At 66.7% G+C, this 22,535-nt stretch carries 21 protein-coding genes; 9 read left to right on the top strand and 12 right to left on the bottom strand.

Annotation, left to right across the window (positions count from 1 at the left end; all coding sequences use genetic code 11):
* Positions 1 to 71: 71 nt before the first annotated feature.
* Positions 72 to 1,793, bottom strand: coding sequence for an AMP-binding protein (locus CEK29_RS03265; protein WP_094857283.1), 1,722 nt, complete (start codon positions 1,791 to 1,793; stop codon positions 72 to 74).
* 77 nt (positions 1,794 to 1,870) lie between these two features.
* Here CEK29_RS03265 and CEK29_RS03260 point away from each other — a divergent pair, with 77 nt between their 5' ends.
* A complete protein-coding gene (locus CEK29_RS03260; protein ID WP_094857282.1) occupies positions 1,871 to 3,067 on the top strand; it encodes a M20 aminoacylase family protein in 1,197 nt (398 codons plus the stop codon).
* Between the two features lie 87 nt (positions 3,068 to 3,154).
* On the opposite strand, the gene CEK29_RS03255 is transcribed toward CEK29_RS03260, so the two are convergent.
* The gene (locus CEK29_RS03255; RefSeq protein WP_094803157.1) at positions 3,155 to 4,384 is read right to left on the bottom strand and encodes an MFS transporter; all 1,230 of its coding nucleotides are present in this window, start codon (positions 4,382 to 4,384) and stop codon (positions 3,155 to 3,157) included.
* 128 nt (positions 4,385 to 4,512) lie between these two features.
* Between CEK29_RS03255 and CEK29_RS03250 the strand changes: the two genes are divergently transcribed.
* On the top strand, positions 4,513 to 5,298 hold the full coding sequence (locus CEK29_RS03250; protein WP_094857281.1) for an AraC family transcriptional regulator: 786 nt from the start codon (positions 4,513 to 4,515) through the stop codon (positions 5,296 to 5,298).
* Positions 5,299 to 5,308: 10 nt separating this feature from the next.
* On the opposite strand, the gene CEK29_RS03245 is transcribed toward CEK29_RS03250, so the two are convergent.
* Entirely contained in the window at positions 5,309 to 6,196 is an 888-nt protein-coding gene (locus CEK29_RS03245) for a LysR family transcriptional regulator (RefSeq protein WP_094803161.1), read from the bottom strand.
* Between the two features lie 109 nt (positions 6,197 to 6,305).
* Here CEK29_RS03245 and CEK29_RS03240 point away from each other — a divergent pair, with 109 nt between their 5' ends.
* From CEK29_RS03240 to pagP (CEK29_RS03220), 5 genes are all read left to right on the top strand, one after another.
* On the top strand, positions 6,306 to 7,358 hold the full coding sequence (locus tag CEK29_RS03240) for a YeiH family protein (protein WP_094857280.1): 1,053 nt from the start codon (positions 6,306 to 6,308) through the stop codon (positions 7,356 to 7,358).
* Between the two features lie 84 nt (positions 7,359 to 7,442).
* Positions 7,443 to 7,850, top strand: coding sequence for an acyl-CoA thioesterase (locus CEK29_RS03235; protein ID WP_094857279.1), 408 nt, complete (start codon positions 7,443 to 7,445; stop codon positions 7,848 to 7,850).
* A gap of 8 nt (positions 7,851 to 7,858) precedes the next feature.
* Positions 7,859 to 9,331: a magnesium transporter gene (mgtE, locus tag CEK29_RS03230; protein WP_094857278.1), complete on the top strand. Its 1,473-nt coding sequence runs from the start codon at positions 7,859 to 7,861 to the stop codon at positions 9,329 to 9,331.
* Between the two features lie 388 nt (positions 9,332 to 9,719).
* Positions 9,720 to 10,250, top strand: a complete 531-nt coding sequence (gene pagP, locus CEK29_RS03225) for a lipid IV(A) palmitoyltransferase PagP (protein ID WP_094803330.1) — start codon at positions 9,720 to 9,722, stop codon at positions 10,248 to 10,250.
* Between the two features lie 258 nt (positions 10,251 to 10,508).
* Positions 10,509 to 11,051, top strand: a complete 543-nt coding sequence (gene pagP, locus CEK29_RS03220) for a lipid IV(A) palmitoyltransferase PagP (protein WP_094803169.1) — start codon at positions 10,509 to 10,511, stop codon at positions 11,049 to 11,051.
* Between the two features lie 77 nt (positions 11,052 to 11,128).
* Here pagP (CEK29_RS03220) and CEK29_RS03215 read toward each other — a convergent pair whose 3' ends face one another.
* The 4 genes from CEK29_RS03215 to CEK29_RS03200 all read right to left on the bottom strand — a co-directional run bounded on the left by CEK29_RS03215 (position 11,129) and on the right by CEK29_RS03200 (position 14,570).
* Positions 11,129 to 11,827, bottom strand: a complete 699-nt coding sequence (locus CEK29_RS03215; RefSeq protein ID WP_094857277.1) for a gamma-glutamylcyclotransferase — start codon at positions 11,825 to 11,827, stop codon at positions 11,129 to 11,131.
* Positions 11,828 to 12,009: 182 nt separating this feature from the next.
* On the bottom strand, positions 12,010 to 12,468 hold the full coding sequence (locus CEK29_RS03210) for an Lrp/AsnC family transcriptional regulator (protein ID WP_094803173.1): 459 nt from the start codon (positions 12,466 to 12,468) through the stop codon (positions 12,010 to 12,012).
* Positions 12,469 to 12,507: 39 nt separating this feature from the next.
* Positions 12,508 to 13,776 (bottom strand): D-amino acid dehydrogenase, encoded by a 1,269-nt coding sequence (locus CEK29_RS03205; protein ID WP_094857276.1) that lies wholly within the window; start codon positions 13,774 to 13,776, stop codon positions 12,508 to 12,510.
* Between the two features lie 14 nt (positions 13,777 to 13,790).
* Positions 13,791 to 14,570: an SDR family oxidoreductase gene (locus CEK29_RS03200; protein WP_094803177.1), complete on the bottom strand. Its 780-nt coding sequence runs from the start codon at positions 14,568 to 14,570 to the stop codon at positions 13,791 to 13,793.
* A gap of 141 nt (positions 14,571 to 14,711) precedes the next feature.
* Here CEK29_RS03200 and CEK29_RS03195 point away from each other — a divergent pair, with 141 nt between their 5' ends.
* A complete protein-coding gene (locus CEK29_RS03195) occupies positions 14,712 to 15,248 on the top strand; it encodes a cysteine dioxygenase family protein (protein ID WP_255176050.1) in 537 nt (178 codons plus the stop codon).
* 75 nt (positions 15,249 to 15,323) lie between these two features.
* Here CEK29_RS03195 and CEK29_RS03190 read toward each other — a convergent pair whose 3' ends face one another.
* The gene (locus tag CEK29_RS03190; RefSeq protein WP_170948553.1) at positions 15,324 to 16,244 is read right to left on the bottom strand and encodes a tripartite tricarboxylate transporter substrate binding protein; all 921 of its coding nucleotides are present in this window, start codon (positions 16,242 to 16,244) and stop codon (positions 15,324 to 15,326) included.
* A 62-nt stretch (positions 16,245 to 16,306) separates the two neighbouring features.
* Complete coding sequence (locus tag CEK29_RS03185) at positions 16,307 to 17,038, bottom strand: GntR family transcriptional regulator (RefSeq protein WP_094857274.1); 732 nt, start codon at positions 17,036 to 17,038, stop codon at positions 16,307 to 16,309.
* A 240-nt stretch (positions 17,039 to 17,278) separates the two neighbouring features.
* On the opposite strand from CEK29_RS03185, the gene CEK29_RS03180 reads away from it, so the two are divergent.
* Positions 17,279 to 17,797 (top strand): DUF1993 domain-containing protein, encoded by a 519-nt coding sequence (locus CEK29_RS03180; protein WP_094857273.1) that lies wholly within the window; start codon positions 17,279 to 17,281, stop codon positions 17,795 to 17,797.
* A 66-nt stretch (positions 17,798 to 17,863) separates the two neighbouring features.
* Here the strand turns inward: CEK29_RS03180 and CEK29_RS03175 are convergent, their stop codons facing one another.
* From CEK29_RS03175 to CEK29_RS03165, 3 genes are all read right to left on the bottom strand, one after another.
* Entirely contained in the window at positions 17,864 to 18,583 is a 720-nt protein-coding gene (locus CEK29_RS03175) for a VOC family protein (RefSeq protein WP_094803334.1), read from the bottom strand.
* Positions 18,584 to 18,596: 13 nt separating this feature from the next.
* A complete protein-coding gene (gene secA, locus CEK29_RS03170) occupies positions 18,597 to 21,335 on the bottom strand; it encodes a preprotein translocase subunit SecA (RefSeq protein ID WP_094803185.1) in 2,739 nt (912 codons plus the stop codon).
* A gap of 200 nt (positions 21,336 to 21,535) precedes the next feature.
* A complete protein-coding gene (locus CEK29_RS03165; RefSeq protein WP_094803336.1) occupies positions 21,536 to 22,531 on the bottom strand; it encodes a M23 family metallopeptidase in 996 nt (331 codons plus the stop codon).
* Positions 22,532 to 22,535: the final 4 nt, after the last annotated feature.

Below are 22,535 nucleotides of genomic sequence, written 5' to 3'. Positions count from 1 at the left end.
GGCCTCATGGCCGCGCCCGCTTTTTTTTTGAGCATGCCCCGGTGCGCCGTCGGGGGGCGCGCCGATGATTGTCAGGTGCCGGTGGGGCGTTGCGCCGCCCCGGCTCCTTCGCTGTCGGCCTCGGCCTGCGCCTCGTCGCGCAGTTCGCGACGCAGGATCTTGCCGACGTTGCTCTTGGGCAATTCCTGGCGCAGCTCGATCTGGCGCGGCCGCTTGTAGCCGGTGAGCTTCTCGCGGCACCAGGCCTCGACCTCGGCCACCGTGAGGCTGGGGTCCTTGGGCACGACGTAGGCGCGCACCGCCTCGCCCGAGTGCGGGTCGGTCACGCCCACCACGGCACACTCCAGAATCTTGGGATGCGCGGCGATGATGCCCTCGACCTCGTTCGGATAGACCTTGAACCCCGACACCGCGATCATGTCTTTCTTGCGATCGACGATGCGCACATAGCCGCGCTCGTCCATGATGCCGATGTCACCCGACCGGAAGAAGCCGTCGGCGGTCATTACCTGGCGCGTTTCGTCGGGCTTGTTCCAGTAGCCCAGCATCACCTGCGGACCGCGGATCGAGACTTCGCCGCGCTCGCCGTACGGGACTTCGTGGCCGGCATCATCGAGGATGGCCACGTCGGTGGACGGCAGCGGCAGGCCGATCGCGCCCGAGTATTCGGTGGCGTTGGTGGGATTGACCGTGGCGACCGGCGAGGTCTCGGACAGCCCGTAGCCTTCGATCAGCGGCTTGCCCGTGAGCTTGAGCCAGCGCTCGGCCACCACCTGCTGCACGGCCATGCCGCCGCCGAGCGTGAGGCGCAGCGCCGAGAAATCGAGCTTCGCGAATTCGGCGTTGTTGGCCAGCGCGTTGAACAGGGTGTTGACGCCGGGGAACAGATTGACCGGTGTTTTTTTCCAGGCGGCGATCAGCGCGGGCTGATCGCGCGGATTGATGATCATCAGGTTGCGCATGCCGGCATGCATGCCGAACAGGCCGCAGGTCGTGAGCGCGAACACGTGATAGAGCGGGAGCGCGCTGATGATGGTGAGCTGACCCTGATGCCCCTCGACCGCGGGCTGCGCCACGGCTTCGGTCTGGAGCACGTTGGCCACGAGATTGCCGTGCGACAGCATGGCGCCCTTGGGCGTGCCGGTCGTGCCGCCGGTGTACTGCAACACCGCGAGGTCGTTCATCGCGAGCGCGGGGGGCGTGAACGGCGCGCTCGCGCCCGCCTTGAGCACCTCGGGAAGCAGGCGGGCCTCGTCGATCTGCCAGTCGGGCACGAGCTTCTTGATGTGACGCGCCACGAAATTGACGATCGGCGCTTTGAGCCCGCCGAGCAGATCGCCGGGCGCCACCACGACCACATGACGCAGATCGCCCTTGTCGCGCACGTCTTGCAGGGTCTTGGCGAAATTTTCCAGGATCACGATCACCTGGGCGCCGCTGTCGAGCAGCTGGCGCTCGAGCTCTTCGCTCTTGTAAAGGGGATTGACGTTGACTACCACCATGCCCGCGCGGAAGGTGCCCAGCAGCGCCACCAGATAGGCCGGCACGTTGGGCATCATCAGCGCCACGCGCGCGCCCTTGGGCAGGCCGGTGCTTTGCAGATAGGCGGCAAAGGCGCGGGCGTGCGCATCGAGCGTGGCGTAGGTGATGTCGGAGCCCAGCGAGGTGCAGGCGATACGATCGGCATGGCGCTTGACCGCACGGTCGAGCAGATCGGTGAGCGAGGTGTAATCGGCGGTGGAGATCTCGGCCGGTACACCTTGGGGATAGCTCGCGAGCCAGGGACGAAGCATGGTGTTTGTCTCCCTTATTTCGTATTTTGTTTGATGATACCCTTGATCTATTGTTTCCAAAGCACTTCAAACCTCGTATGAATCTGCTCGAACCTATCGTGACCTGGCGCGAAGAAATCGCCGCATTGCGCCGCGACATCCATGCCCATCCCGAACTCGCCTTCGAAGAGTTCCGCACTGCGGACCTCGTCGCGAAGCAGCTGCAGGATTGGGGCATCGAGATCGACCGCGGCCTGGGCGGCACCGGCGTCGTGGGCATCATCCGCGGTTCGCGCGAGAGCGCCCGCACGCTGGGCCTGCGCGCCGACCTCGACGCGCTGCCGATGCAGGAGGTCAACACCTTCCCGCATGCCAGCAAGCACGAGGGCAAGATGCACGCGTGCGGCCACGATGGCCACACCGCCATGCTGCTCGGCGCGGCGCGCTATCTCTCGCAGCATCGGGACTTCGCCGGCACCGTCTACGTGATCTTCCAGCCCGCCGAAGAAGGCGGTGGCGGCGCCAAGCGCATGATCGACGATGGCCTGTTCACGCGCTTCCCGATGGATGCAGTGTTCGGCATGCACAACTGGCCTGGCATGAAAGTCGGCCAGTTCGGCCTGACGGCCGGGCCGATCATGGCCTCGTCCAACGAATTCGCGATCACGATCCGCGGCAAGGGCACGCACGCCGGCATGCCGCATCTGGGCGTCGACCCCGTCATGACCGCCGTGCAGCTCGCGCAGAGCCTGCAGACCATCATCACGCGCAACCGCAACCCGCTCGACGCCGCCGTGCTGAGCATCACGCAGATCCACACCGGCAGCGCCGACAACGTCGTACCCAACGAAGCCATCATGCGTGGCACCGTGCGCACCTTCACGCTCGAGACCCTCGATCTGATCGAGCGCCGCATGAACGACATCGCGCGGCACACGTGCGAAGCGCTCGACTGCAAGGTCGAGGTCGCGTTCCAGCGCAACTATCCGCCCACGATCAACCACTCCGCCGAAGCCGCCTTCTGCGCCGACGTGATGCGTGACATCGTCGGACCCGACAACGTCAACGACCACGTGCAGCCCACGATGGGCGCCGAAGACTTCGCGTTCATGCTGCAAGAGAAGCCCGGCGCCTACGTCTGGATCGGCAATGGCACCGGCGACCACCGCGACATCGGTCACGGCGCGGGTCCCTGCACGCTGCACAACGGCAGCTACGACTTCAACGACGATCTGCTGCCGCTGGGCGCCACCTACTGGGTCCAGCTCGCGCTCAAGTGGCTGGCGCGGCCGTAATCCCATCAAGCACACGGGCCCGTAAAAACGGGCCCGCTTTCATTCAGCGCACGATTCATACATCGAGCGTTTGACTCATCGAACGCGTCAGGACGCGTCCGGCTCCAGCGCCGGCGCGGCGTCGGCGGCGTGTTCGCTGGGCAGCAGGGTCACCATGGCCGCGGTGCACGCGGCGATCACGGTCATCACCAGCAGCAGCGTCGTGAACCCGGCCTGCTTGACCATCGGCCCCAGCAGCCACACCGCCAGCGAGCTCACCCCGAACGACACGGTCAGGCGCATGCCGGCCACGCGCGAGCGGCTGCGGTCGTCCACATACCGCACGATCATGGCGTCGGTGAACGGAATGGCGCCGAAGATGAAGATCATCGCCCCCAGCAGCGCGACATAGAGTGCCCAGCCCTGAGCCCAGGCCGCCCAAAGCAGCAGGGGAATCTGCGCCACCGCGATGCTCAGGTACAAGGGCTTGAGCGCGACGCGGTCGAGCAGCCGGCCCACGATCACCTGCGTGAGCGACGACACCACATAGATACCCGCCAGCAGCGCGCCCAACAGCACCGGATCCTGCACGACACCGCTCAGCCGTTCGTCGAGCAGCTGGGCGTTGCCATTGGTGGTGAAGTTGAAAAGCAGGCTGCCGGTCACGGCGGCCGCCGTCATCACGGCGAAGGCCCGCGCCAGCGCGCGCGGTGCCAGCGTCACCGCGGCGCGGCTCTTGCGCCGCGACGGCGGCTCGGCTTCGTGCGGGCAGATGCGCATGAACACGACACCGCACAGCAGCGCGAAGGCCCCGGGCACCGCGAAGGCGGCGCGCCAGCCCAGCGCCTGCACCAGCAGGCCCGTCACGAGCGCGGCCACCGCCACGCCGAGATTGCCGGCCAGGCCGTTGATGCCGATCACCGCGCCCGGATTGGGCGCGTGCTGCACGATCATCGGAATCCCCACGGGGTGATAGATCGCGGCGAACAGCCCCACCAGTGCCAGCGCACCGGCCAGTTGCCAGGCGTTCTGAGCCAGCGCGCACAGCATGGCCGCCGCACCGATGCCGAAGAAGAACAGCAGCATCATGCGCCGCCGCCCCCACAGATCGCCCAGGCGTCCCGCCGGCCACGAACCGATGCCGAATAGAAAGAACGCCGCCACGCCATACGGCATCAGATCTTCCCAGTGCGCGAAACCGAAATCGGCCGCGATCGTGCCCACTGCCGCTGCGAAGATCAGCAGGAACATGTGGTCGATGGCATGAGCGATGTTGAGCAGCAGCGTGACCGGGCGGGCAAACGGCTGAACGGAAGCAGGGTCGGAAGAAGAAGTCATGGTGCGCACGTAAAGGAAAAACTCACCGATCCGTTTGCCACGCCGTGGCCGGATGCGATGCGGGAAGGCGCAGTTTGCCGTCGACCGGTTATTCTGTCCTTCGAGCTTTTGTACAAAACTATCGAGATATGGACACGCAGCCCACCGCCCCGATCGTGAGCGTCACCTACCCGGACGCCCCGGGCGTGGTCACGCGCCGGCGCCAGCTGGCAGCCGACTTTCACGTCGAACCGCATTGGCATGAACGCGCGCAGCTGCTGTGTTGCTCGCACGGCGTCATGCGCGTGACGACGCCGCGGCGGCTGTGGATCGTGCCGCCCACGCGAGCGCTCTGGATCCCGGCGCAGGTGGTGCACGAGATCCGCATGACCAGCGCGGTCGATATGCGCTCGCTCTACATCGACGCGGCGCTGGTACAGGCCATGCCGGCCGACTGCGCGGTGCTCGAGGTAACCCCGTTGATGCGCGAACTCGTCGTGCGCATCACGACCACGCTGGCGCAGGGCGACCCGCCGCACCTGGCCAACGCCGACCACGAGCTGCTGAGCGCGCTGCTGGTGGCCGAGCTCGGCCGTCTGGAGGCGCGCGCCTTCGACCTGCCGCTGCCGCGCAGCGCCGATCTGCGCGCGCTCTGCGAATCGCTGCTGCAGGATCTGAGCCTGGCCGATGCGCCCCGGCAGGCCGCGGCCCGGCTGGGCGTAAGCGCGCGCACGCTCTACCGCCGCTTTCTGGACGAGACCGGTCTTAGCTACACCCGCTGGGCGCAGCAGGCGCGTCTGCTCGAAGCGGTACGGCGGCTCGCCGAAGGCGTGCCGGTCACCACCGTGGCGCTCGACCTGGGCTATCAGAGCCCCAGCGCGTTCTCGGCGATGTTTCATCGGCAGCTGGGCAGCGCGCCCCGCCAATGGCGTTGAGCGTCGCGCCTCAGTCCGGCTCGGGCAAGGCCAGGCAGGCCTCGAGAAAGCGCTGCGCCGCGCGCGTGCTGGCCTGCGCATGCGGGACCAGGATGCTGAGCGTGCGGGTGAGCGGTTCGGGCAGCAGGCGCAAGACCGCCAGCGTGCCGTCTTCGTGCTGCATCGACATGATCGAGACGAATCCCACGCCCAACCCCGCGCGCACCGCCTGCTTCACGCCCTCCACGCCGGCCAGCTCCAGCCCGATCGCGGGCGTCAGGCCCGCCTGGTCGTAGGCCCGTTCCACCAGGCGGCGCACGCCAGAGCCGGGCTCGCGCATGACCAGCGGCCACTGCGACAACTCGGGCAGCGCGGCCGAACGCCGGCCCGCGAGCGCATGGTCGGCGCGCACGATGGCCACCACCTCATCGTGGCGCCAATCGTGCACCGCCGTGTCCGTGGGCAGGCCACCGGGCACTTCGCCCTCGATGAACGCCAGATCCAGGCCCGACAGGCGGTCGACGATCTCGCGGGTATTGCCGTCGGAAAGATGCAGCGCGATCGCCGGATGACGCTTGCGAAAGTCGGCCACGAGCGCGGGCAGCAAGTAGCTGGCGGGCGTGGTGCTCGCCCCCAGCCGCAACGAGCCCGTTTCCAGGCCGCGGGCGGCGTCGCGCACCGCGCGGGCCTGCGCATACACCTGCCGCAGCGCGCGCGCCTGCATCGCCAGGCGCTCGCCGGCGTCGGTGAGCACGATGCCATGACCGCTGCGCCGGTAGAGCGGCTCGCCGAACCAGGTCTGCAGGGCCCGCAGTTGGCCGGACAGCGCCGGCTGCGACAGGTGCAGCAGCGCAGCGGCGCGGCTGATGTTGCCCGTGTCGGCCACGGTGGCGAAGCTGAGCAGTTGATCGGGCGTCATGGGCCGTCGATATCGGAAATCCTGATGGTCATTATTGTAAATAAAGATTTTTCATATAACGGAGCCGGTTTTAATATTTCTCCCAGTTATTTAAATATCCCTTTTAAGCATGAGCTCCGTACCCGCCGCCGCCCTTCCCGCCCCCACTCCCTGGCGCGACAAACTCAACGGCGTACTCTTCGTGGCGCTCATGGCCGGCGCGGTCGTGCAGCTCGCCGATCTGCCCGCCATCCGTTCCATGGGCCTCTCCCCGCTGGTGGTCGGCATCGTGTGCGGCATGCTCTACGGCAACTTCCTGCGCGGCACCATGCCGGCCGACTGGGGTGCCGGCGTGAACTTCACCGCGCGCCGCTTGCTGCGCATCGCCGTCGCTTTCTATGGCTTGAATATCAGCATCCAGCAGATCGTGGCCGTCGGGCTGCCCGGCCTGGCCGTGTCCGTCGCCGTGGTGGTCGGCACCCTGGTGATCGGCGCCGTCATCGGCCAGCGTCTGCTCGGGCTGGATCGCGACACCGCCTTGCTCACCTCGGCCGGCAGCGCGATCTGCGGCGCGGCCGCGGTGCTCGCGTTCGAGCCCACCCTGCGCGCGGCGCCTCACAAGAGCGCGGTCGCGGTGGCCACGGTCGTGCTGTTCGGCACCGTGTCGATGTTCCTCTACCCGGTTCTGTATCACGCGGGCTGGCTGCCCTTCGACACGCAGGCGCTCGGCATCTACATCGGCGGCACCATCCACGAGGTGGCGCAGGTCGTGGGCGCGGCCAGCAACATCGACCCCGCCACCACCGAGGTCGCCACCATCGTGAAGATGACGCGCGTGGCCCTGCTGGTGCCGGTCCTGCTGGTGTTGGGCCTGTGGCTGCGCAGCGCGGCGCGCCGCTCGGGCGAAACCGATCAGGGCGCGAACCGTCTGCCCGTGCCGTGGTTCGCCGTGGGCTTCCTGGTCTTCGCCATCATCAACTCTCTGCAGGTGCTGCCGGCCGATCTCGTGAACGCCATCCGCCGCCTCGATGTGTTCGCGCTCACGATGGCCATGACGGCCCTCGGCATCGAAACCCGCTTCGCCCAGATCCGCAAGGCCGGACCGCGCGTGCTGGCGCTGGGTCTGGTGCTGTATGTGTGGCTGCTGCTGGGCGGCTACGGCCTGGTCATGGCGGTGGCCTGAACCCTTGCGTGAGTGCCGGCGCGGTCGCGCGCCGGTGTCGCATTTTTCCTGCATAATCGGTCGGTTCGATACCAGGAGCCGGCCATGACAGCGCCCAAGAATACCTTCACTCAACTGCCCGCTGGCCGCGAACCCGTACTGCGTGTGATGCCCATGCCGGCCGACGCCAACATCCATGGCGATGTGTTTGGCGGCTGGATCATGTCGCAGGTGGATATCGCCGGATCGATCCCCGCGGCGCGCCGGGCCGCCGGCCGCGTGGCCACCGTGGCCGTCAACGCCTTCCAGTTCAAACAGCCGGTCTTCGTCGGCGACCTGCTGAGCCTGTACGCCCGCATCACCAAAACCGGCGCCACGTCGGTCACGGTCGATGTCGAGGTCTATGCCGAGCGCCAGCGCCTCGATGCCGAGGTGGTCAAGGTGACCGAGGCCACGCTCACCTACGTCGCCACCGACGAGGCCCGTCGCAGCCGCCCGCTTCCCACGCTCTGAGTGCTGGCATGACGCAGTCCGACGCACCCGAAAAAGTCCTGCCCACGCCCCGCCGCCTCGATCCCGAAGACGCCCAGCGCGCCCTCGAAGAGGTGCAGGAGTGTCTGCGCCGCCAGCAGCTGGTCGAAGACCTGGTGCATCGCCAGGAGCAGAGCGACACCAAAGGCCGCCTGGTCGAAGACCTCGTGCATCGTCAGCACGAGGTCGAGCTCACCACGCTGGTCAACAACCTGCATCCGGCCGACATCGCGTTCATTCTCGAGTCGCTGCCGAAGGCCCAGCGCCAGACCGTGTGGCGCCTGGTCGACCCGACCCACGACGCCGATGTGCTGCTCGAGGTCGAAGACTGGGTGCGCGAATCGCTGATCGAGGCGATGGACCGCCAGGATCTGGTCGCGGCCACCGGCAACATGGATGCCGACGAGATCGCGGATCTCGCGCCCGACCTGCCGCCCGACGTGGTGGCCGAAGTGCAGAAGGGCCTGACCGACGAAGAGCGCGCGCAGTTGCTCGAGGCGATGGGCTACCCCGAAGACAGCGTAGGCGCCATCATGGACTTCGAGATGGTCCGGGTGCGCGAAGACGTCACGCTCGAAGTCGTGCTGCGCTACCTGCGCCGCCTGCACGAGCTGCCCGACCACACCGATCAGATCTTCGTCGTCGATCGGCAGGACAAGCTCCAGGGCGTGCTGCCCATCTCGACCTTGCTGGTGAGCGAGCCCGAATCCGAAGTGCGGCCGGTGATGAACACCGATTACCTCGCGCTCAATCCGCTCGACTCCGATGCCGACGCGGCGAGCGCCTTCGAACGCTACGACCTGGTGTCGGCGCCGGTCACCGACGATCAGGGCCGGCTGATCGGCCGCGTCACCATCGCCGATGTGGTGGACGTGATCCGCGAAGACTCGCAAGAGCAGGCGCTGTCGCGCGCCGGTCTCCAGGAAGAAGACATCTTCGCGCCGGTGGCCTCCGCCTTGCGCAACCGCGCGCCCTGGCTGCTGTTCAATCTCTGTACGGCGGCCACCGCGTCGTTCGTCGCCTCGCGCTTCGAAGACACGGTGAGCCACATCGTGATCCTGGCGTTCCTGATGTCGATCGTGGCCGGTATCGGCGGCAACTCCGGCAACCAGACCATGACCATGATCATCCGCGCGCTCGCCGTCGGCCGCATCACGGGCCGCAACATCTGGCAGCTGGTCAAACGCGAGATGCTGGTGACGCTGATGGTCGGCCTGTGCGGCAGCGTGGTGGCGGCCTTGTTCGCCTGGGGCATCTCCGACTCGATCTCGATCGCGCTGGTCATGATGGCCGCCATGGTGTGCAACATGCTCGTGGGCGCGTCCTTCGGTGTGATGGTGCCCATGCTGCGCGCCCGCTTCGGCAAGGATCCCGCCATGGGATCGTCGGTGCTGCTCACCTTCGCCACCGACTCGCTCGGGTTCTTCATCTTCCTCGGCCTGGCCACGCTGTTCCTGGTCTGACCGGCGCCCGGCTACAGGTCACCCGCTCGGGGGACCGCCCGGGCGCACCGTGGCTGACAGGCAACACTACCCCCGCACAACATTCGCGCCGCGCCGAATATCCGGAAACAAACCGCAATCGCAGCAATGTTACTAAAAATACTTGGCCATATTCGCGGTTTTAAAAGAAGTTAGCCACAAGTTTGCAGATGTTTGCAACGGAATCGCCACGCTCGCACGGTAAGCTGCGGCCTCCTTCAATCAACCATCCGGCTGTTCATCCCACGTCGCAAGCCAACACGCATCTTCTAGAGCCTGCGGCGCGCCTCTCTGTCCCGTGCCCATTCTTTCCGCTGTTTCGCATGCCCGCCGTCGCGGCCATGCCTGGCGTTGCCACGCCCGTCGCACCCTGATCGCCGCCCTGCTGACGTCCGCCACCTTCTCCGCCCAGGCCTGCGATAGCCTGTTCTCTCTTGCCCAATCCGCGTGCAATCGTCTCGGCCAGATCTGGACCGAAGGCGGCACCGACCTCTATGTCACAGGCTACGCCTGGCACAACCGCTCGAAGTACAGCGCCGAGCGCATCGACAAGTTCAACGAGATCACCTGGGGCGGCGGCCTCGGCAAGAGCATCTACGACGAGGACGGCGACTGGCAGGGGCTGTACGCCATGGGCTGGAAGGACTCCTACCGCAAGTTCCAGCCCGTCGCGGGCTACGCCTTCCTCAAGATCGCCAAGCTCAGCGACAACGTGCGCGTGGGCGCGGGTTACACCGCCTTCATCACCGCCCGCAGCGAGTTCCGCAACTACATGCCGTTCCCGGGCGTGCTGCCGCTGGTCGGCGCGGGCTACAAGAACGCCATGCTCTACGCGACCTACGTGCCGCGCGTGCGCGACGAAGGCAACGTGGCATTCGTCTTCGGCCGCTGGCAGTTCTGACGATGGCCGGAGCGCGGTCGGGGCCGTCAGCCCCAATCGCGCGCCAGCCGCGATACGGTCCACCTGCGGCCACGTTTCAGACGATTGACAAGTCTTTGACAGCTTGCGCCGTTATGCTGGAGAGCAATCCACTTTTTTGCAGGACCGTTTCGGGCTCGCTTCGCCGATACCGCGTTTGTACGGTCCTGGTCTCTGCCCGTGCTCCGCCCTCTTCTCTCGTCCGCGCCCTGTCATCCCACCGTTCGTCCTGCTCCCCTGATGCGCCGCCTCGCGGCCGCCTGTCTGCTCGCGGCCGCGCCGCTGGCCGCTCAGGCCTGTGACAACGTGCCGTCCTGGGCGCAGTCCGCCTGCCAGCGGCTCGACCAGATCTGGAGCGAGGGCAACAACGACGTGTACGTGTCGGGCTATGCCTGGCACAACCGCGCCATGTACAGCGCCAGCAAGATCCGCAGCTTCAACGAGCTGGCCTGGGGTGGCGGTCTGGGTCGCAGCCTGTACGACGAGGACGGCGACTGGCAGGGCCTCTACGCCATGGCGTTTCTCGACTCGCACCGCAAGGTCGAGCCGATCGCAGGCTATGGGTTCCTGAAGATCGCGCGGGTGAGCCCGGACTTCCGGCTGGGCGCGGGCTACACGGTGTTCCTGACCGCGCGCCACGACATCATGAGCTATGTGCCGTTTCCCGGCGTGCTTCCGCTCGTGGGCGCCGGCTACAAGGACGCCATGCTTTACGCCACCTACATCCCGGGCGGACGCGGCGCCGGCAACGTGCTGTTCATGTTCGGCCGCTGGCAGTTCTGAGCGCCAGGCGCGCGCGCGGTCGGCGAGACGCGGCCGGCTAGGCGCGGTCGGCAAGACGCGGCCGGCCAGGCGCGCCATCAGCCCGCGCAGGTCTCCGCCGGGCCCGACAGGCGCTTCACCAGGTCGGCCAGCCGGCAGTCGTGAATCCCGTGCGTACGCAGGGCGCGCTCGGTCTCGACCACGTAATCCAGGCAAAGCCCCGATTGGCCGCGCGCGCCGCGCACGGTGGCCAGCAGCCGTTCTTCGGCCAGGGCGCCGGCGTAGTCGCCGCAACCACGATTGAGCAGAAACACCAGGCTGCGCACCGGTGCGGACCCGCCTGCGCGGACCGCATCCGGGGCGGCATGCGCCGCCGAGTCGGCGCACGCGTCCCGTCCGCCGGACTCGGTGTGGCAGGAGAGCCAGCGCGGGGTGTAGGCCGCGTAGGTCATCTCGCGCTGCCAGAGCATCTGGAAGGTGTCGCGCACATCCCGCCCGGCCACGCGATAGGCCACGCCGCGGCAGCAACCGCCGCGGTCCAGGCCGAACACCAGGCCCGGCGCCTCGGGCGAGCCCCGATGATCGCGCGACCACAGGCAGAGCGAACGGTGATATCCCCGCACCGTGGCGAGACGGCGTTCCTGCCAGGTGAAGCCGGGCCGCCAGATCAGCGATCCGTACGCGAAGACCCAGAGATCATCGGTGCCGTTCCAGCCTTGCAGCAGGCAATCGATCGATTTGGGCTGGCGTAACTTCGGCCGCTGCGCCTGGGCAGGGCCGCCTACACTGAACGTCATGGGGTGTCCGAACGCGCGCAAATGCGGAATGCAGAATGGCGTTCATGCTACGCCTGCCCCCGAGCAAAAGCATTGCGCGTTGAGGGCTGACGCCGGGCAGTGTTGGCAAATCGCGACTCGCGCGCGCGCCGCCGCGGAAATTTTTTTCTCCGGCGCGATGCCGGGGGCGGTGGCGCGGGGTTTCAGGCCCCGCCGAGCGGCAGCTCGGTGGTGCTCTTGATCACTTCCATCGAGAAGCTCGCGCTCACGTCCAGCAGATCGACCGCCTCGATCAGCCGGCGGTAGAAGCGGTCGTAGGCGGCCATGTCTTCGACCACGACTTTCAGCAGGTAATCGATGTCGCCCGCCATGCGATGAAACTCCACCACGTTGGGCAGGGCCGTCACGGCGCCGATCAGCGCCTGCGTCCACTTGGCATTGTGCTGGCTGGTCTTGATGGTGACGAACACGGTGAGGTTCAGGCCCAGCGCCTTGGGATCGAGCAGCACCGCCGTGCGGGCGATCACGCCGTCGTCCTTGAGCTTCTGGATGCGGCGCCAACAGGGCGTGACCGACAGGTTGACCTGTTCGGCGATGTCCGCCACCGAACGCGTGGCGTCCTGTTGCAGCAGGCTGAGAATCTTCAGATCGGTGTGGTCCACGCATCGCCCCTTGTGCGCTTTGGGCCCCTGGCCCTGTTCTTATTTGCGTGCGCCCTGGAAGCGCTCGGCGGTCAACCCTTCGAGATCGATGTCGGGGCGGCGGCCCGCCACGACATCGGCCACAATCTTGCCCGTTCCGCAGGCCTGCGTCCATCCATTCGAGCCGTGCCCGCAGTTCAGGTACAGGTTGCCGTAGCGCGTCGGCCCCAGCACGGCGGGACCGTCAGGCGTCATGGGCCGCAGCCCGGCCCAGGCCCGCGCCCCCGCCACGTCCACGCCTTGCGGCAGCCACTGCGACACCACCTGCTTGATGAACGCCACACGGCCCGGATCGACATCGAGCGCATAGCCTTTGAGCTCCGCCATGCCGGCCGCGCGAATGCGGTCGCCGAGCCGCGAAATCATGACCTTGTTGTATTCGTCCATCAGCGCCGCGCGCGGCGCCCGCTCGGGCTCCGTGATCGTGGCGGTGATCGAATAGCCCTTGACCGGATAGACCGGCAGCGCAATGCCCAACGGCCGCAACAGCGCGGGCGCCTGGTTGCCCAGCGCCACGACATACGCATCCGCCCGCACCAGGCCGTCGTCGAGCTGCACGCCCGACACGGCGCCCGCCTCGGTCCGCAGGGCCTGCACGCGCGCGCCATACCTGAACACCACGCCCTGCCCCGCCAGATGCGCGGCCAGGCCGGTCGTGAAGGCATGGCAATCCCCCGAGGCATCGGCCGGCAGAAAGAGCGCCCCGGCCATGGGCGCACGAGAGCCGGCCAGCGAAGGCTCCTGACGCACGATCGCATCGCCCTCGAGGAAGCGCCACGGCACCTCGAACGCGTCCAGCGCCCGCGTGATGTTGGGCACGGCCTTGAGGTCCGTCTCGTGCTGGAAGAGCTGCAGCGTGCCGTCCTGGTGGTAGTCGAACGACACCGGTATGCTGCTGGCGATGATGTCTTTCAGGCAGGCATGGCTGTAGTGCGCCACCCGTTGCATCCGCAACTTGTTGACGCGAAACCGCTCGGCATTGCATTGCCCGATCCAGCGCGCCAGCCACGCCAGGCGGCGCGGCGACGGCGCCAGCGAAAAGCGGATCGCCGCCTGGCGCTGCAACGACATCTTCAGCACCTTGGCGATCATGCCGGGCGCCGCCCAGGGCCCGGCAAAGCTGGGGCACAGGCCACCCGCGTTGCCGAAGCTGGTGGCCGCAGCCGCGCCGGCCTCGCGCTCGATCACGGTGACCTCGTGCCCATCCCGATGCAGGTAATACGCCGCCGTCACCCCGGCCACGCCCGCCCCCAACACCACGACTTTCATGCCGCCTCCGCGCCTTAGAAGGTGCCGGGATAGCCGCCGCCATCCAGCAGCAGGCTCTGGCCGGTCATGTAGCCCGCATGCGCCGAACACACATAGGCGCACAGCGCACCCAGCTCCTCGGGCTGGCCGTAGCGGCCCGCCGGACTGGCACGGCCGCGCTCGTCCCAGAGCGTGTCGAACGATTTACCGCTCTGCTCGACCATGCCCTGGATATGACGGATCTGTGCATCGGTCGCGAACGCGCCCGGCAGCAGGTTGTTGATCGTGACGTTGTGTTTGACGGACTGGCGCGCGAGGCCGGCCACGAAACCCACCAGACCGGCGCGCGCGCCGTTGGACAGACCGAGCTCGGCGTGCGGCGCCTTGACGCTGCGCGACACGATGTTGACGATGCGGCCGAAGCGGCGCTCGATCATGCCGTCGATCGTGCGGCGGATCATGTCGATCGGCCCCAGCATCATCGAGTCGAGTGCGTCGATCCAGTCCTGGCGGCTCCAGTCGTGGAAGTCGCCAGGCAGCGGACCGTCGGCGTTGTTGATGAGGATATCGGGCGCGGGGCAGGCGGCCAGTGCCGCCACGCGGCCCTCCTCGCGCGTCAGGTCGGCGGCGACCCAGCCCACGCCGATGCCCGCTTCGCGCGCGATCTCGTCGGCCGCCTGTTCGAGCGTGGCCGGCGTGCGGGCGGCCAGCGTGACCTTGACGCCTTCCAGCGCCAGTTGACGGGCGCAGGCGCGCCCCATGCCGCGGCTGCCGCCGAACACCAGCGCCGACTTGCCCTCGATACCCAGATCCATGCGGAACCTCTCCGAATCGCCCCCCGGCATGCCGGAACGGGAATAAATTTTCAAAACACGCGCCGGCGTCGCCCGATTTGGCAAAGTCATTCCGGCATGGGTTCCATAGGATAGGGAGACTCTGCTTTCCCGTCCATGCCCATGCACCTCGAACTCCAAAGCCCCGGTCTTCAAGACATCTGTCATGCCGTCGATCGCGCACAGCACGACGCCTTGCACGGCCTGCTGCGCGAGCTGGCGCAGGGCGTGGCCCGCGCGGGCGATCCGCTGGCCGACCTGCCCGAGGCCGCGCGCAGCGGCAATGCGGACACCTACACGCGTCACATCGCCTATGCCGACCCTCACGGCCGCTACACGGTGGCCTACCTGGTGTGGCGTCCCGGCCAGTACAGCCCGATCCATGGCCACAAGACCTGGTGCGCCTATCGGGTGCTGCAAGGCGAGCTCACCGAAACGCACTATCGCTACGACGCCAGCCACGAGCACGCGCACGAGCATGGCCGCGTGCTGCGCCGCGCGGGCGACATCATCACCGCCACGCCGGGGCTGGGCCAGATCCACCGCCTCGGCAATGCCGGCGATGCTCCCGCGATATCGCTGCACATCTATGGCGTGGCGCGCGCCGACATCGCGACCGGCGTCAATCTGCTCGTGCGCGAAGCCCACACCGCCCACTGAGCGCCGGGTCACGCAACAAAAATGGGCCGCGACATCGTCGCGGCCCATCGTCATCTCAGGCGTCGCAAGCTCACATCATTCCAGCGGAATGTTGTTGGTCTTCACGAAGCTGTCCCAGCGCTTGAATTCCTTCTGCACGTAGGCATCGAGCGCGGGGCCGTCGGACGCGACGATCTCGAAGCCGGCTTCGGTGATCTTGCGGGCCACTTCCGGGTCCTTGAGCGTGGCCTGGAAGGCCGCGGTCAGTTTCTTGACGACCTCGGGCGGCGTACCGGCGGGTGCGAACATGCCGCTCCACGAATACGCCTCGAGACCGGGGAAGCCGGATTCGGCCACCGTGGGCACGTCGGGCATCTCGGCCAGACGCTTTTCGCCGGCGACCGCCAGCGGCTTGATCTTGCCGGCCTGGATCTGGCCACGCAGCGCGGCGTAGCTGAGCCAGGTCATGTCGGCCTGCCCGCCCACCACGGCCTGAATGGCCGGACCACCGCCGCCGTAGGGCACGTGCAGCAGCTCGACCTTGGAGCGTTGCTTGAGCTCTTCAGGCGCAAGATGGTTGAGCGAACCGACACCGGTGGACGCGTAGTTGAACTTGTTGGCGGGCTCTTTCGCCGCAACCGCCAGGAACTCGGCGAGATTCTTGCCGGGCACCTTCGGATTCGCGCCGATCACGAGCGGGAAGCGCACGGTCTGGCTGATCGACACGAAATCCTTGAACGTGTCGTAGGGCAGCTTGGGCTTCACGGCCGGGTTGATGGCGTGATTATCGAAGCTCACCAGCAGGGTGTTGCCATCGGGTTCAGCGCGGGCCACGTGGGCCGACGCGATCTGGCTGGCGGCGCCAGCGCGGTTTTCCACCACCACCGGACGGCCGCCGAGCTCGGCGGACAGCTTCGGCTGCATGATGCGCGCCAGGATGTCGGTGCTGCCGCCGGGCGGGTAAGGCACGACGAGGACCAGCGGGCGATCCTGGGCGGCCTGGACCGGCGCGATCATGCCGCCCGCAAGGGCGGTCACGGTCAGCACACTGCCAAGAACGTGTTTGAACATCCGGGATTTCATGCGGTTTCCTTCAAAGAGTCGGGTTCATGCGTACAGGCTAACTGCTCGCGCATATAAATGGTGGAAAAGCCGGTTCGTATGACTTCCACGATCTGATCCAGCCTGCGCCCGATATGCAGACTCGTTAATTCTGCCAGAGCATTCTGGTCACGACGCTGCATGGCGTCGACAATACGCAGATGCTCGCCCTGCGTATGCACGCGGCGACCCTGCTGCATGTCGATCCAGCGCACGAAATGGATGCGCGCGTTCACGCCCTCGAGGCTGCGCACGAACTCCTCGTTGCGGGTCAGGCGCGCCAGCCGCAGATGAAAGGCCTCGTCCAATGCCAGCAGGCGCGCCGCGTCGGCATCGTCGGGCTGATCGCGCGACCGTTCCACAAACTCCCGCAGCGTCTGCAATTCATCGTCCGTGGCGCGGTCGCACGCGATCCGGGCGATGCCGGCTTCGAGCACCGAACGGTACTCGTACAGCGCATGCACCTGCTGGGCATCGAGCGGGCGCGCGATAAAGCCGCGGTTGACGGCCCGGGTCAGGAAGCCCTCGACCATCAACTGATTGAGCACCTCTCGCAACGGCGTGCGGCTCACGCCCAACTGCCGCGCGAGATCCAGCTCGTTCAGGCGCTCGCCCGGCTTGAAATCGAAACGCACCGCCATCGCCTTGACGGTGTCGTAGAGGTCGTTCATCCCGGCGGCGGTACGGGCGGCGGGTCGGATCAGGGCCATGAGAGCGGGAGCGAGGACGTCGAGAGGGACAGAGCGGGGTGCGGGGGAATGCATACTAAAGTGCATGCATTTACGGGACAACCCGGGTTTATACGAATCGTAACAGATTAGCTCGATACGTAGCCTGATCGACCGCGTCCGCGAGAGGGTTGTCAGCGATTCGTGGGCCGAGCGCCCCTAACATGGCGTACGGGCCCGCCGCATAGGGCGCGCCGGCCCGCCTCGCTTCGGAGCCCGCCCATGCCGATTTCCATCGAACAAGCTTCCATCCCCGTATTCGTGCGCGGCCTCAGCGTGCTTTCCACGCTGCTCGACAAGGCGGCGGCCCACGCCCGGGCCCAGCACCAGGATCCCAACGAGCTGGTGCAGGCCCGCCTGGCGCCCGACATGTACCCGCTCGCCGGCCAGATCCAGCGCGCCAGCGATACCGCCAAGCTCGGCGCGCAACGCCTGAGCGGCATCGAGGCGCCGCGATTCGAAGACAACGAGACGACGCTCGACGCCCTGCAGGCGCGAATCGCCAACACCATCGCGTGGCTGGAGAGCGTGCCGACCGAGGCGCTGCGCGACGCCGATTCGCGCACCGTGACGCTGGGTTTCAAGGACTTCAAACCCAGCTTCAGCGCCGCCTCGTACGTGCTTTCGTTCGCGCTGCCGAATTTCTATTTCCACGTCACCACGGCCTACGGCATCCTGCGCAACCAGGGCGTGCCGCTGGGCAAGCTGGATTACCTGGGCCCCTATCAGGCCCAGAACTGAGCGGTGATGACACCCAACAAAAACGCGGCCGAGGCCGCGTTTTTGTTGGGTGAAGCAGTAAACGGATCAGAGACCGGTGTCGAGCACGTAACGCGCACCGTCGCGATTCTCGAGCGTGAGCGTGTCGAGCCGCGGCGAGGTGGCGGCATCGTCCTGTGCCACATGCAGACGCAGGTTGCCCAGCGCCAGATCCCAGCCTCCGGCAGCCTGTTCGGCCGGCACGTCGGTCACCAGCGCCAGACGCTCGGCCACCGCGCGGGCGTCGGCCGCGCGTGCCGAGATCTGCACGATGCGACGGGCGCCGTTGGCGTGATCCATCACTTCGGGCGCCCACACGCATTCCGGCGTCAGGTGACGGCAGAAATACATGCGGATGCCCGGAATTGGCTGCTCGGCGAAGCGCACGGTATGGAAACGGGCTTCCATTTCGCGGCCCTGGACCCGTGCCGGACGGCTCAGATCCTGGACCGGATTGACGGCGAACCCGGCCGCGAGCAGGCGTTCGTAGGTGGCCTGCGCGTCGTTGGTGCGGAACACCAGCGCCTCGAGTCCGAAGGGCGAGTCGGCGATTTCCTTGCGCGCCGGCGGCGCACCGGCGGGCCAGCCCAGCAATTCGACATAGGTGCTGTCGAGCACGATCAGCCGGTTGCACGAACCGAGGTTGTGCACCGCCTTCTCGGTCAGGGTGAAGCCCTGACGCTCGTAGTGCGGCGCCAGCTCATCGAGCCGGTCACGCACCATCACGACCGCATGATCGAATTCCGTCCGTCCCACCGCGTGCAGCATGGTCATGCTCCGTTCAGCTCAGCTTGCCGTGGCACTGCTTGTACTTCTTGCCGCTGCCGCACGGGCAAGGATCGTTGCGGCCGACCTTGGGCAGCGCGTTGCGCGCGGGCTGTTGCCCTTCCGCCGTGGACTCGTCCTGCGCCAATGCCTCGTCGTAGTCCGAGTGGTGGTACTGCACATTCTGGACGTGCGACTGGGCGGCCTCGGCTTCGGCCTGTTCGACCTGCTCGGGCGACTGCACCCGCACGGTCAGCAGCACGCGCACGACGTCGTCGCGGATGCGGTCCAGCATGCCGGAGAACAGCTCGAAGGCTTCGCGCTTGTATTCCTGCTTGGGGTTCTTCTGGGCGTAGCCGCGCAGATGGATACCCTGACGCAGGTAGTCCAGCGCCGACAGATGTTCGCGCCAGTGCGTGTCGATCGACTGCAGCATGATCGAACGCTCGAACTGCGCCCACGACTCGGCGCCGACCAGCGCGATCTTCGCGTGATAGGCGTCGCGTGCCGCGGTGAGCACGCGCTCGAGGAGCTCGTCGTCGGTGAGATTGGGCTCGTTCTCGGCCATCTCGACCAGCGGCAGTTGAAGCTGCCAATCGCCGGCGAGGGCCTGTTGCAGACCGGCCAGGTCCCACTGTTCTTCGACCGACTCGGCCGGCACGAAATTGCGGAACTGTTCGGTGACGGCAGCAGCGAGCAGGTTCTCGACCGAGCCGCCGATGTTGGCGGCCTCGAGCACTTCGTTGCGCTGCGAGTACAGCACCTTGCGCTGGTCGTTTGCGACGTCGTCGTATTCGAGCAGCTGCTTGCGGATATCGAAGTTGCGGCCTTCGACCTTGCGCTGGGCGGTCTCGATCGAACGCGTGACCATACCCGCTTCGATGGGCTCGCCTTCGGGCAGCTTCAGGCGCTCCATGATGGCGCGCACCCGTTCGCCAGCGAAGATGCGCATCAGCGAATCTTCGAGCGACAGATAGAAGCGCGACGAACCCGGATCGCCCTGGCGGCCGGCACGACCACGCAGCTGGTTATCGATACGGCGCGATTCGTGGCGTTCGGTACCGATGATGCGCAGACCGCCCGCGGCCTTGACCTGCTCGTTCAGCGGCTTCCATTCGGTGCGCACGCGCTCGATGCGCGCTTCGCGCTCGGCCTGCGGCACGGACTCATCGGCGCGGATCAGATCGATCTGCTTGTCGACGCTGCCCCCGAGCACGATGTCGGTACCGCGGCCGGCCATGTTGGTCGCGATCGTGATGTGACCGGGCTTGCCGGCCTCGGCCACGATCTCGGCTTCGCGGGCATGCTGCTTGGCGTTGAGCACTTCGTGCGGCAGCTTGGCTTGACGCAGCATGTTCGACAGCAGCTCGGAGTTCTCGATGCTGGTCGTGCCCACGAGCACCGGCTGACCCCGTTCGTGGCAGTCGCGGATGTCGTTGATGATCGCGTTGAATTTTTCCTGGTGCGTCTTGAAGACCTGATCGTTCTGGTCTTTGCGCTGCATCGGCTTGTTGGTCGGAATGAGGACCGTCTCAAGCTGATAGATTTCCTGGAATTCGTACGCTTCCGTGTCGGCCGTGCCGGTCATGCCCGACAGCTTGTCGTACATGCGGAAGTAGTTCTGGAACGTGATCGATGCCAGCGTCTGGTTTTCGTGCTGGATCTTGACGCCTTCCTTGGCCTCGACCGCCTGATGCAGGCCATCGGACCAGCGGCGACCCACCATCAGTCGGCCGGTGAATTCGTCGACGATCACCACCTCGCCATCCTGGACCACGTATTGCTGGTCGCGGAAGAACAGGGTGTTGGCGCGCAGCGCCACCATCAGGTGGTGCATCAGCTGAATGTGACGCGGGTCGTACAGCGACTCGCCTTCGGGCAGCAGGCCCACGCGGGCCAGGATCTGCTCGGCGTGTTCGTGACCGGCTTCCGACAGATAGACCTGCTGGCTCTTTTCGTCGACCCAGTAATCGCCTTCGGGTTCGGGCTCCTGCGGCTTGGGCTCGGAGGCCATGCGCGTGAGCAGCGGCGGCACGGCGTTCATGCGCACGTACAGCTCGGTATGGTCTTCGGCCTGCCCGGAAATGATCAGCGGCGTGCGGGCCTCGTCGATCAGGATCGAGTCCACTTCGTCGACGATGGCGTAGGCGAGCGCGCGCTGCCGGCGGTCTTCGATCCGGTACTCCATGTTGTCGCGGAGGTAGTCGAAGCCGAATTCGTTGTTCGTGCCGTAGGTGATGTCGGCAGCGTAGGCGGCGATCTTCTCGTCGTTAGGCTGCTGCGGCACCACCACGCCGGTGCTCATGCCGAGGAAGCGGTACAGGCGCCCCATCCATTCGGCGTCGCGGCGGGCCAGGTAATCGTTGACCGTCACGACGTGCACGCCCCGGCCGGCGACCGCGTTCAGGTAGACCGGCAGCGTCGCCATCAGCGTCTTGCCTTCGCCCGTGCGCATTTCGGCGATTTTGCCGTTATGCAGCGCGATACCGCCCAGCATCTGCACGTCGAAGTGACGCATGCCGAACACGCGCTTGCCCGCTTCGCGCACGACCGCGAAGGCTTCGGGCAGCAGGTCGTCGAGCGACTGGCCCTTGGCATGACGATCCCGGAATTCCTGGGTCTTGGCCGACAGTTGTTCGTCGGAGAGCGCCGCGATCTGCGGCTCCAGCCCATTGATCTGGCTGACCAGCTTGCGATACTGCTTGAGCAGCCGGTCGTTACGGCTGCCAATGAGTTTTTTGAGCAGAGAAACCATGCGTGTCTTGGGCGGCGAGACGGTGCGGCGCGCGACGCGGCAGCAGCGCCCCGTACATTTCTTATGACGGGTTGAGCGGTTGGTTCCGCTGGGAAACGATCCAGTTTAACGCACCTGGAGCGCAACAATGAGGCAGAGGGGACAGACCGTGCGCGAGGCGGGACCCGGCCAGGCCGGGCGATGCGCACCAGAGGGAGAAATCAGGGAGCGCGAGGCTCGGAGACGGGCTTGCCAGCCTGGGCTTGCGCCACGACGGACGGCGCGGTTTGTTGGGGCCCCAGAAAGAGGCGCGGGTCGAGAGGCTGACCTGCCAGCCGCACTTCGAAATGCAGGTGCGGGCCGGTAGAGCGGCCCGACGATCCCACCTGGGCCACTTCCTGGCCGCGTTCGACCAGATCGCCGGCCTTCACCAGCAGCCGCGAGGCGTGCGCGTAGCGCGTGATCAGACCATTGCCATGATCGATCTCGACCATGTTGCCGTAGCCGGTCTCGCGCTTGGCCGACAGCACCACGCCCCCGGAGGCGGCCAGAATGGCCGTGCCCGGCGGGGCGGCGAAGTCCAGGCCTTCGTGCATGGCATAGCGACCCGTCACCGGGTTGCGGCGCCAGCCGTAGCTGGAGCTGAGATAGGGGTAGTCGGTGATGGGCATGGCCGTCGGCACGCGCGCCTGATCGGCCGAGCGTCGCGTCAGCGCGGCGTCGAGCAGCTTCAGGTTGTCGGCCTGGCGCGACATGCGCACCTGGATCTCGTCGAGCTGACGGCCCAGCGCTTCGGCGGACTCGGGCGACGGCGGCTGGCGATCCGTAAACAGATCGTCCATCACGTGGGTCGCCTCGGCGGGCATCATGTCGGGGTGACTGCCCGGTGCGACATCGGTATAGTCGATACCAGCGATCTGCGCGACACGGCGGCCGAGGCCGTCGATACTGGTCAGCTTGGCCTGCAACACGCCGACCTTCGAGGCGAGCATGTTGACGTTTTCGCGCATGAAATCGGCCTCGCGGTCCGGATTCATCGAGCGTGCATAGCTGGGCCAGTCGACCGAATACGGCGTGGCGCCGGCAAACGCCGGCATCAACACGCGCTGCATGATCGCGCCGATCGCGGCTGCCGCCATCAGGGCGACACCCGCGAACAGGGCCAGGCGCGCACCGCTGACGGTGAGATGCCGGTCCTGCCCTGCGCGGGCATGCATAATC

Source organism: Bordetella genomosp. 5 (assembly GCF_002261475.1).
Lineage (GTDB): Bacteria > Pseudomonadota > Gammaproteobacteria > Burkholderiales > Burkholderiaceae_B > Bordetella.
Note: the sequence above shows the minus strand (reverse complement) of the source record. Positions and strands in the feature narration are given on the sequence as shown.